At 40.9% G+C, this 10,332-nt stretch carries 11 protein-coding genes; 10 read left to right on the top strand and 1 reads right to left on the bottom strand.

The features are described 5' to 3' along the window. The first annotated feature begins 726 nt into the window (after window positions 1-726). The gene (locus ACYPZI_RS10210) at window positions 727-1,674 is read left to right on the top strand and encodes an NAD(P)H-dependent flavin oxidoreductase (protein ID WP_459601215.1); all 948 of its coding nucleotides are present in this window, start codon (window positions 727-729) and stop codon (window positions 1,672-1,674) included. 21 nt (window positions 1,675-1,695) lie between these two features. Next, window positions 1,696-3,075 (top strand): MltF family protein, encoded by a 1,380-nt coding sequence (locus ACYPZI_RS10205; RefSeq protein WP_459601213.1) that lies wholly within the window; start codon window positions 1,696-1,698, stop codon window positions 3,073-3,075. Window position 3,076: 1 nt separating this feature from the next. Here ACYPZI_RS10205 and ACYPZI_RS10200 read toward each other — a convergent pair whose 3' ends face one another. Next, on the bottom strand, window positions 3,077-3,901 hold the full coding sequence (locus ACYPZI_RS10200) for an MBL fold metallo-hydrolase (RefSeq protein ID WP_459601211.1): 825 nt from the start codon (window positions 3,899-3,901) through the stop codon (window positions 3,077-3,079). Window positions 3,902-4,207: 306 nt separating this feature from the next. Here ACYPZI_RS10200 and rpsL point away from each other — a divergent pair, with 306 nt between their 5' ends. The 8 genes from rpsL (at window position 4,208) to rplB (ending at window position 10,329) form a co-directional block, all read left to right on the top strand. Further along, on the top strand, window positions 4,208-4,618 hold the full coding sequence (gene rpsL / locus ACYPZI_RS10195) for a 30S ribosomal protein S12 (protein ID WP_459601209.1): 411 nt from the start codon (window positions 4,208-4,210) through the stop codon (window positions 4,616-4,618). Window positions 4,619-4,780: 162 nt separating this feature from the next. Then, window positions 4,781-5,257: a 30S ribosomal protein S7 gene (gene rpsG / locus ACYPZI_RS10190; RefSeq protein WP_459601207.1), complete on the top strand. Its 477-nt coding sequence runs from the start codon at window positions 4,781-4,783 to the stop codon at window positions 5,255-5,257. 28 nt (window positions 5,258-5,285) lie between these two features. Continuing rightward, entirely contained in the window at window positions 5,286-7,409 is a 2,124-nt protein-coding gene (gene fusA / locus ACYPZI_RS10185; RefSeq protein WP_459601205.1) for an elongation factor G, read from the top strand. A gap of 90 nt (window positions 7,410-7,499) precedes the next feature. Continuing rightward, window positions 7,500-7,805, top strand: a complete 306-nt coding sequence (gene rpsJ / locus ACYPZI_RS10180; protein WP_006841785.1) for a 30S ribosomal protein S10 — start codon at window positions 7,500-7,502, stop codon at window positions 7,803-7,805. A 137-nt stretch (window positions 7,806-7,942) separates the two neighbouring features. Continuing rightward, complete coding sequence (gene rplC, locus ACYPZI_RS10175) at window positions 7,943-8,563, top strand: 50S ribosomal protein L3 (protein WP_459601203.1); 621 nt, start codon at window positions 7,943-7,945, stop codon at window positions 8,561-8,563. Further along, complete coding sequence (gene rplD / locus ACYPZI_RS10170; protein ID WP_459601201.1) at window positions 8,563-9,192, top strand: 50S ribosomal protein L4; 630 nt, start codon at window positions 8,563-8,565, stop codon at window positions 9,190-9,192. The genes rplC and rplD overlap by 1 nt, the downstream gene beginning before the upstream one ends. Before the next feature lie 11 nt (window positions 9,193-9,203). Further along, on the top strand, window positions 9,204-9,497 hold the full coding sequence (rplW, locus tag ACYPZI_RS10165) for a 50S ribosomal protein L23 (protein WP_459601199.1): 294 nt from the start codon (window positions 9,204-9,206) through the stop codon (window positions 9,495-9,497). A 7-nt stretch (window positions 9,498-9,504) separates the two neighbouring features. Beyond that, window positions 9,505-10,329, top strand: coding sequence for a 50S ribosomal protein L2 (rplB, locus tag ACYPZI_RS10160; RefSeq protein WP_459601197.1), 825 nt, complete (start codon window positions 9,505-9,507; stop codon window positions 10,327-10,329). The last annotated feature ends 3 nt before the right edge of the window (window positions 10,330-10,332 follow it).

Genomic DNA, 10,332 nt, shown 5'->3' with positions numbered 1-10,332 from the left:
TAGTTAAAAAGTTACGAGTCGACGAGATACGAGGTACGAGTTGATGACTGTTGACTGTAGAGGTTTGTTACTTTTTAGTTAAATTCCGGTTTGTCATGTTGACGACAGGAAGCATCTCCTGTCTCTCGGGGATCGGGATCCTTCCTTGCGGTCAGGATGACAAAGAGGGTAGCCGCGCGAGCAAGGGGCTAACGGCTAAAAGCTATCGGCTAACGGCTAAAAAATAACTGTAGAAGTTTGTTACTTTTTAGTTAAAAAGTTACGAGTCGACGAGATACGAGGTACGAGTTGATGACTGTTGACTGTAGAGGTTTGTTACTTTTTAGTTAAATTCCGGTTTGTCATGCTGACGACAGAAAGCATCTTCTGTCTCCCGGGGATCGGGATCCTTCCCTGCGGTCAGGATGACAAAGAGGGTAGCCGCGCGAGCAAGGGGCTAACGGCTAAAAGCTATCGGCTAACGGCTAAAAAATAACTGTAGAAGTTTGTTACTTTTTAGTTAAAAAGTTACGAGTAGACGAGATACGAGGTACAAGTTGTTGACTGTTGACTGACTACTAACTACTAACTACTGACTACTGATAACTGTATTATAATCCAATAAAAAAGTTTAAATTTGCAAAAAAGAAATATTATAATGAATGCGAATCAGTAGTCAAAGGAGTTATCACCCGTTTCACTCATTAGCAACTGATAACTACTTGACTACTTTTACTGATTGACATAATGAATAGAATCTCATCTTTATTTGGAATAAAATATCCTGTTATATCAGGAGGTATGGTTTGGTGCAGCGGTTGGCGTTTGGCTTCGGCTATCAGTAATGCAGGCGGGCTTGGGCTTATCGGTGCGGGATCCATGCATCCGGAAACTTTGCGTGAACATATCCAAAAATGTAAAATAGCAACAAACAAACCTTTCGGGGTCAATGTCCCGTTGATGTATCCCGAAGTAGATACTATTATGGATATTATTGTTTCGGAAGGAGTTAAAATAGTTTTTACATCGGCAGGTAATCCGAAGTTGTGGACGAAAAAATTGCAAGAACAGGGTATCATTGTAGCTCATGTAGTCTCTAGTTCCAAATTTGCGTTGAAGTGCCAGGAAGCCGGGGTTGATGCTGTTGTCGCCGAAGGGTTTGAGGCCGGAGGACACAATGGGCGTGAGGAAACCTCGACTATGGTTCTTATACCTCAGGTAAGGCAAAGTATAACTATTCCGTTGATTGCCGCAGGGGGAATTGCTACCGGTGATGGAATGCTGGCCGCTTTTGCTTTGGGGGCAGAGGGTGTTCAGGTAGGTACCCGGTTCGCCTTAACGCAGGAGAGTTCTGCTTCTCAGGAATTCAAAGAGCTATGCATCGGTTTGAAAGAAGGAGATACAATACTGTCACTAAAAAAGTTGAGTCCGACTCGTTTGGTGAAAAATGATTTTTATAATCTGGTTCAAGCTGCTGAGGATCGGGGGGCTACTCCTGAAGAAATGCGTGAAATACTTGGGCGTGGGCGCTCAAAGAAAGGAATATTTGAAGGGGATCTCGTGAGTGGAGAACTCGAAATAGGGCAAATTAGTTCTTTTATAGAAGATATTCCTACTGCGGCTGAAGTTGTAGAAAGCTTAATTGCCGGCTATAATAAAAAGTTAGAACAACTTTCAGGAATAGGGAAGTTTTAGAACAATAAACCTCTTCCAACTATGAATAAACACATCTGTTTTCTTTTATGTCTCTGTTTTCTTTTCTCATGTAAAAAGAAGCAGGAAAGGATTATTGTGGATTTTGACCAAATAAAAGAAAAGAAGGAATTGACCATTATCACCCTCAACAGTTCTACTTCTTATTTTATCTACAAGGAAGAACCGATGGGATATGACTACGATCTGGCTCAGGATTTTTGCGATCATTATGGCCTTACCATAAAAGTGAAAACAGCCGAGAGTGTAAAGAAATTAGTGGAAATGCTGAATAACGGCGAGGGAGATCTTATTGCTTATGCCTTACCTATCCAGAACGAACTGAAAGATTCTGTAACATATTGCGGTCTGGAACAAATATCTCATCAGGTATTGGTGCAACAGGCCAATAAAGGAGATACAATAGTTAAGGATGTGACGGGACTCATCGGAAAAGAGGTCTATGTGGAGGTAAATACCAAATATGATCAACGTTTAGTTAATTTGGACTCAGAATTGGGTGGTGGGATACAAATTCGCAAAATGAACGAGGATACCATAACCAGCGAAGATCTGATAGAAATGGTTTCTCTCGGTAAAATTAAATATACAGTCTGTGACGAATATATCGCTAAACTGAACAGGACATATTACAGGAATATCGATATATCTTTACAAATAAGTTTCGATCAAAGGTCTTCATGGGCTGTCCGTAAAGATTCACCCTTATTGGCTAAAGCGCTGGATGATTGGTTTAAAGAGAATGGGAATACACCGGTATATCAGAGTATAATTAAAAAGTATTTTGAGTTGAGTAAGCAGCCATTTGATGGAGACTACGAAGTTCCTAAGAATTTGCCTAAGGGAGCAGTGTCGGTTTACGATGATCTTTTTAAAAAACATGCGAAAGGAACTCGGTACGATTGGTACTTCCTGGCTGCTATCTGTTATCACGAATCGCGTTTCCTGAACAATCTGGTTTCTTGGGCCGGCGCTGCCGGTATTATGGGTTTAATGCCCCGGACCGCAAAGTCTTTGGGACTAACCAGCGAAGATAGGATGAATCCCGATTTGAGTATTGGCGCCGCGGTGGAATTGTTAGACAGATTAGATAATATTTTCCGGAAAATAGAAAGCAATAGTGAGCGGATGAAATTTATTCTGGCAGCTTATAATGCAGGGAACGGTCATATTAATGACGCTCAGGCCCTGGCTTTAAAGTATGGAGCCAACCCTTATATCTGGGAGGAAAATGTGGAAAAATATCTGGAGATGAAAAGCAACCCTGAATACTACAACGACCCTGTTTGTAAAAGTGGATACTTCAGGGGTGGAGAAACTGTCAAGTATGTGAATAATGTATTGTCCACTATAGAGCGTTTCAAGGCGAGAGCGGCGAAGTGATTCAGAATTCTCTTAATCCTGACACTTTATATCTGCTTAAAATTTCCAGTTTTACATTTAACCCGACTTGAATACCTTCCGACAATAATGCTTGTTCGACTGTCTTAAGGGCTATCTCCGGATGATTGTTGTCCTGGCTGAGATGGCAAAGCCATATGTTTTGGAGTTCCTTGTTGTATATGCTGGTTAAAAACTCTGCTGTATGACGATTGCTTAAATGCCCCATACCGCTGCATATCCGCTGCTTGAGCATATATGGGTATTTTCCTGTTTGGAGCATAAATTCATCGTAGTTCGCTTCTATTACCAGATGATTTGCCTTAGAAGCATATTCCTTTATTTTGTCGGTAATGCGTCCGATGTCGGTTATCAAGACGAATGTCTGATTGTCAAATTCTATGTGATAGCCCACGTTTTCTACACTATCGTGAGGTACGTCAAAGGCTGTAATTTTAAAATCGTTTATAAAAAAGGGTTCCTCTTTTTCTACAATTCTTTTCGATTGGTATAATTCAGCTTGTACAGCCTTGTTGCGCGCAATGCCTTCATGTACAGCTTCGGTCGCATATATGGGGATATTGTGTTTGTCTCCCAGGCAGCCTACTGTTTTTATATGATCGGCATGGTCGTGTGTGATGAGCACTCCTTTTATCTTGTGGAACGATACGCCATATTCGCGTAATGCTTTGCTTATATTACGAATCCCGATACCGGCATCGATGAGAATGCTACCCTCGTTTGAGCCCAGATAGTAGCAATTGCCGCTGCTGCCACTGCCCAGACTGAAAAATTTATATTTATGTTGAGAGAATAATTCGTGCCGCATAATTTACAAAGGTATGGCGTATGTCAGTAAAAAAAATAATGATTAAAGTTATTTTTTCGAAATAATTACCGAAGAGCACTCTGTATCTGCTCACTACACTTGGGTTTGTAGGAAAAAAAATATCTAAATATTTGTGTATCTTATTGATTATGTCTACATTTGCAACCCGAATAACGCACGGGGAGAGGCTTATTTTGATGACAAAATATTGATTGTCATTGGGATAGCTTCTATTTAGTGTGTTGTTTGCATAAGTAAAAATTGTATAATAAAAAATGAATTTAAAGTTCTAAAGATTAAAACAAGATGCCTACAATTCAACAATTAGTAAGAAAAGGACGGACTGTTTTGGTTGAAAAGAGTAAGTCCCGTGCGCTAGATGCATGTCCTCAACGTAGAGGCGTTTGTATCCGTGTGTATACTACTACTCCTAAAAAACCTAATTCAGCAATGCGTAAGGTGGCGCGTGTACGTTTAACAAACACAAAAGAGGTGAATGCTTATATTCCTGGAGAAGGACATAACTTGCAGGAACACTCTATTGTACTTGTTAGAGGTGGTCGTGTAAAAGACCTTCCGGGAGTTCGTTATCACATTGTTCGCGGAACATTGGATACTGCCGGTGTTAACGGTCGCACACAACGTCGCTCTAAATACGGAGCAAAACGTCCTAAACCGGGAGCTGTAGCTGCTGCAGGAGCTAAGAAGAAAAAATAATTCCGATTAGTTAATCCCTTAACCGAGATTTTTAATTTAGTATTAAAACGGTTTAAGTTTATTGGATAGGCTATACATGGGTTGAGTAAATGGTTCGGCGGAACCGTTGAAGACATCAGAAAATTGGCAACCAAAAACAAAAACAAAATTTTTTAAGAAAAAATGAGAAAAGCAAAACCAAAGAAAAGACAGATCCTCCCGGATCCTGTTTTCGGTGATGTAAAGGTTACAAAGTTTGTTAACCACTTAATGTACGATGGTAAGAAATCGACCGCATTCGATATTTTCTATACAGCGCTGGAAATTGTAAAGAAAAAACTACCAAACGAAGAAAAGTCTGCTCTCGAGGTATGGAAAGCAGCATTAGATAACGTAACTCCGCAAGTCGAAGTGAAGTCTCGCCGGGTAGGTGGCGCAACATTTCAAGTTCCTACCGAAATACGCCCTGATCGCAAAGAATCAATTTGTATGAAAAATCTTATCCTATATGCTCGTAAAAGAGGTGGTAAGACTATGGCCGATAAATTGGGCGCGGAAATTGTAGATGCATTCAATAATCAAGGTGGTTCATTTAAGAGAAAAGAGGATATGCACAAAATGGCTGAGGCCAACCGTGCTTTTGCTCATTTCAGATTTTAACCAAATAAGGAGAGTTAATTAAAAAACAATGGCAAAGGGAATAGATAGTTTAAGACTTACTAGAAATATAGGCATCATGGCTCACATTGATGCCGGAAAAACGACTACCTCAGAACGTATTTTGTTTTATACAGGACTAACTCACAAGATTGGTGAGGTGCACGATGGCGCTGCTACAATGGACTGGATGGCGCAAGAACAGGAACGGGGTATCACTATTACATCTGCTGCTACGACGGCTAGCTGGAAGTATAACAATGAGGTCTTTAAGATCAACCTGATAGATACTCCCGGACACGTTGACTTTACAGTAGAGGTAGAACGCTCGCTTCGTATTCTCGACGGTGCTATTGCTGCTTACGATGCCGTAAGTGGTGTGGAACCACAGTCGGAAACGGTATGGCGTCAGGCTGACAAATACGATGTTCCACGTATGTGTTATGTTAACAAAATGGACCGTTCGGGTGCCGACTTCTTTGAAGTGGTTCGCCAAATCAAAGAAATGTTGAATGGTAATCCTTGTCCGGTTCAAATTCCAATTGGAGCAGAAGAAAACTTCAGAGGTATTGTCGACCTGATCAAAATGAAGGCGATGTACTGGCATGATGAAACAATGGGCGCTGACTACGAGCTAAGTGAAATACCTGCTGAATGTCTTGCCGAAGCTCAGGAATGGAGAGAAAAAATGCTGGAAAAAGCTGCTGAATGTGATGAAACATTGGTGGAGAAGTTCTTTGACGATCCGTCATCTATTACAGAAGAAGAGATTGTCGCAGCTATCCGTAAGGGTACATTATCTATGCAGGTTAATCCAATGTTTTGCGGTTCTTCTTTCAAAAATAAAGGAGTTCAACCATTATTGGACGGCGTATGTAAATTCCTCCCTAGCCCTATCGATACATTAGCTATCGAGGGTACAGACCCGAGAACAGGAGAAACAGTAGTTCGTCATCCGAGTCAGGATGAACCTATGTGTGCTTTGGCATTTAAGATCGCTACAGACCCATTTGTCGGACGGTTATGTTTCTTCCGTGTTTATTCCGGAGAATTGGCTGCCGGTTCTTATGTGTATAATACTCGTTCTGAGAAAAAAGAACGTATTTCACGTTTGTTCCAGATGCACTCAAACAAACAGAATCCGAAAGATGTTATCGGTTGTGGTGATATAGGCGCAGGAGTAGGTTTCAAAGATATCCGTACCGGAGATACTTTGTGTGACGAAAATCATCCGATTGTTCTTGAGTCTATGGACTTCCCGGAACCGGTTATAGGAATCGCGATCGAACCTATCACTCAAAAAGATATAGACAAATTGTCTAACGGCCTTGCCAAATTGTCTGAAGAGGATCCTACGTTCCGCGTACATACTGACGAAGATTCGGGCCAGACTATTATAGAAGGTATGGGTGAGCTTCACCTTGAAATCATTATCGACCGTTTGAAACGTGAATTCAAGGTCGAATGTAATCAAGGCCGCCCTCAGGTATCATATAAGGAAACCATTACCCAAACAGTTGAACTTCGTGAGGTTTATAAGAAACAATCCGGAGGTCGCGGTAAATTTGCCGATATTATTGTTAAGGTTGGACCAGCAGATGCCGATTTTGAAGGTGAACTTCAATTTATAGACGAAGTAAAAGGTGGTAATGTCCCTAAAGAATTCATCCCTTCTGTACAGAAAGGTTTCCTTGCTGCAATGAAGAATGGTGTACTTGCAGGATATGCGCTCGATAAACTGAAAGTGGTTCTTGTTGACGGTTCTTATCATACAGTGGACTCTGACCAGTTGTCGTTTGAGCTTTGTGCCAAATTCGCGTTCAAGAGCGCTTCGGAAAAAGCCGGCCCTGCTTTACAGGAACCTATTATGAAACTGGAAGTTGTAACTCCGGAAGAAAGTATGGGTGATGTGATCTCCGACTTGAACAAGCGTCGCGGACAAGTAGAAGGGATGGAATCCAGCCGTTCAGGTGCACGTATCGTAAAAGCGAAAGTGCCATTGGCGGAAATGTTTGGATACGTAACATCGTTGAGAACAATCACATCGGGTAGAGCAACGTCGGCAATGACATTCTCTCATTACGAGATGGTTTCTCCTTCGATTGCACGCCAGGTATTGACCGAAGTTAAAGGACGTGTCGATTTGATTAAATAAAATATAGACTGCGATTAGTAAATGACTCTTAATCGCAGTCTTCTATATTTTTTATATAAACAATTTTTTAATAACTAACTAAACCCAAGGATGAGTCAGAAAATTAGAATTAAACTGAAATCGTACGATTACACGCTGGTAGATAAATCTGCCGAAAAAATCGTTAAAACAGTAAAAGCAACAGGTGCTGTAGTAAGTGGTCCAATTCCATTACCAACTCACAAACGCATTTTTACTGTAAACCGCTCAACTTTCGTAAACAAAAAGTCTCGTGAGCAGTTCGAACTATCTTCCTATAAAAGGTTGATCGACATCTATAGCTCTACAGCTAAAACAGTAGACGCGCTTATGAAACTTGAATTGCCAAGTGGTGTGGAAGTTGAAATCAAAGTTTGATAATAAGTTAAAAAGTATACTGGTTTACTAGTGTACAAGAAAAAATTAAATCAAGAGTAGACAAGCGAGAGGTAAATTAAAAAACTAGTAAACCAGTAAACTTGTAAACTCAAATACTTAAATAAATAATTAGAGAAATGCCAGGATTATTAGGAAAAAAAATCGGAATGACATCCGTTTTCAGTGCCGAGGGAAAAAATATTCCATGCACTGTTATCGAAGTGGGTCCTTGTGTTGTTACTCAGGTTAAAACTGTAGAAAACGATGGCTACGAGGCTGTGCAGGTGGGCTTTGTCGAAAAGAAAGACAAGCATACCAGCAGACCGGAAGCCGGACATTTTAAGAAAGCCGGAGTAGCACCTCAAAGACACTTGGCCGAGTTCAAGTACGAAGAGAAATACAAACTAGGAGACGTTATTACAGTAGACGGAATGTTCTCTATGGACGATCCTTTTATAGACGTAATTGGAGTGTCGAAAGGTAAAGGTTTCCAAGGCGTAGTTAAACGGCATCATTTTGCCGGAGTAGGACAAGCTACATTAGGACAGCACAACCGCCTTCGTGCACCGGGATCGATCGGAGCCTGTTCATACCCCGCAAAGGTATTTAAAGGAACAAAAATGGCCGGACAGTTAGGTAACAAACAAGTTACTGTACAAAACCTCGTGATTATTAAAATAATTCCGGAACACAATCTTTTATTGATTAAAGGTTCTGTTCCAGGAAGTAAAGGTTCAATCGTTAGAATAGAAAGATAATGGAACTAAGCGTATTAGATAAAAACGGTAAAGATACCGGGAAAAAAGTGGCGCTGAATGACGCTATTTATGGAATTGAGCCTAACGAGCACGTTCTTTGGTTAGATGTGAAACAATATCTTGCGAATCAACGTCAAGGTACTCACAAAACTAAAGAAAGAAGTGAATTGTCGGGAAGTACACGCAAGTTGATCCGCCAGAAAGGTGGAGGCGGCGCTCGCCGTGGTGATATCAAATCGCCGGTATTGGTTGGTGGAGCACGTGTATTTGGTCCTACACCCAGAGATTACAGCTTCAAATTGAATAAGAAAGTAAAACAACTGGCTCGTAAATCTGCGCTTTCTACTAAAGCAAAAGAAAACCAGATCGTAGTTATTGAAGATCTTTCATTCGATGCGCCAAAAACAAAAGATTTTGTAGCATTGGCCAACAATCTGCAAGTTGCTGATAAAAAGATACTTCTGGTTTTGCCGGATCAAAATAAAAATGTATATTTGTCGGCTCGTAATTTAGAGAGAGTAAAAGTTGTAAGGGCTTCTGATTTAAATACTTATTCAATACTTAACTGTACAAGTTTAGTGTTGGCTGAGTCTTCGGTAGCTATTATAGATAACCTTTTAAAAGCATAAGGAAGTAAACTATGGGAATTTTGATTAAACCAATATTGACAGAAAAACAAACAGCGATTTCAGAGAAATTCTCTAATCGTTATGGTTTTCGTGTTGCTCCAAGTGCAAACAAAGTGGAGATTAAGAAAGCAGTAGAAGAGCTTTACAGTGTAACAGTTGTATCTGTGAATACAATGAACTATGCCGGAAAGCGTAAAAGCCGTAACACCAAAGCAGGTGTTATCAGCGGAAGAACTCCGGCTTTCAAAAAAGCGATAATCACCCTGAAAGACGGTGAAAGTATAGACTTTTTTAGTAATATCTAAATAAAAAATGGCAGTACGTAAATTAAAGCCCACAACACCGGGGCAGAGACACAAAATTATTGGTACATTCGAAGAAATCACTGCAAGTGTACCAGAAAAATCTCTTGTAGTCGGCAAAAAGGCGTCTGGAGGTCGTAACAACCAAGGTAAGATGACAATGCGTTATCTTGGCGGTGGTCACAAAAGATCTTACAGGCTTATCGATTTCAAGAGAACAAAAGACGGAGTACCAGCCTCTGTAAAATCAATCGAATACGACCCGAACCGTTCGGCACGTATCGCATTGTTGTATTATGCAGATGGAGCAAAAACATACATTTTGGCTCCTCAAGGTTTGGTAGTAGGTCAGACAGTGATATCAGGAGCCGATGCTGCCCCTGAGGTTGGAAATGCTTTACCATTGGCGAAAATTCCAATCGGTACAGTGATTCATAATGTAGAACTACGTCCTGGTCAGGGAGCTAAAATGGTTCGTTCGGCAGGTGCATTTGCACAGTTGACTTCACGCGAAGGCGACTATGCTATCATCAAAATGCCTTCAGGCGAAACACGCAAGATCCTTTTAGCCTGCAAAGCTACTGTAGGTAGTGTAGGTAATACAGATCACGGACTTGAAAAATCAGGTAAAGCCGGACGCTCTCGTTGGCTTGGTCGTCGTCCTCACAACCGGGGTGTTGTAATGAACCCGGTAGATCACCCGATGGGTGGTGGTGAAGGTCGCGCTTCAGGTGGACACCCACGTTCACGTAAGGGATTGTATGCTAAGGGTCTTAAAACAAGGGCTCCTAAGAAACACTCTTCTAAGTACATCGTAGAAAGAAGAAAGAAATAATAA

The organism is Dysgonomonas reticulitermitis (assembly GCF_054601275.1).
Note: the sequence above shows the minus strand (reverse complement) of the source record. Positions and strands in the feature narration are given on the sequence as shown.

Coding starts and splice junctions, on each gene's coding strand:
- ACYPZI_RS10210 (WP_459601215.1), top strand. CDS start 727: ATGAATAGAATCTCATCTTTATTTGGAATAAAATATCCTGTTATATCA.
- ACYPZI_RS10205 (WP_459601213.1), top strand. CDS start 1,696: ATGAATAAACACATCTGTTTTCTTTTATGTCTCTGTTTTCTTTTCTCA.
- ACYPZI_RS10200 (WP_459601211.1), bottom strand. CDS start 3,901: ATGCGGCACGAATTATTCTCTCAACATAAATATAAATTTTTCAGTCTG.
- rpsL (WP_459601209.1), top strand. CDS start 4,208: ATGCCTACAATTCAACAATTAGTAAGAAAAGGACGGACTGTTTTGGTT.
- rpsG (WP_459601207.1), top strand. CDS start 4,781: ATGAGAAAAGCAAAACCAAAGAAAAGACAGATCCTCCCGGATCCTGTT.
- fusA (WP_459601205.1), top strand. CDS start 5,286: ATGGCAAAGGGAATAGATAGTTTAAGACTTACTAGAAATATAGGCATC.
- rpsJ (WP_006841785.1), top strand. CDS start 7,500: ATGAGTCAGAAAATTAGAATTAAACTGAAATCGTACGATTACACGCTG.
- rplC (WP_459601203.1), top strand. CDS start 7,943: ATGCCAGGATTATTAGGAAAAAAAATCGGAATGACATCCGTTTTCAGT.
- rplD (WP_459601201.1), top strand. CDS start 8,563: ATGGAACTAAGCGTATTAGATAAAAACGGTAAAGATACCGGGAAAAAA.
- rplW (WP_459601199.1), top strand. CDS start 9,204: ATGGGAATTTTGATTAAACCAATATTGACAGAAAAACAAACAGCGATT.
- rplB (WP_459601197.1), top strand. CDS start 9,505: ATGGCAGTACGTAAATTAAAGCCCACAACACCGGGGCAGAGACACAAA.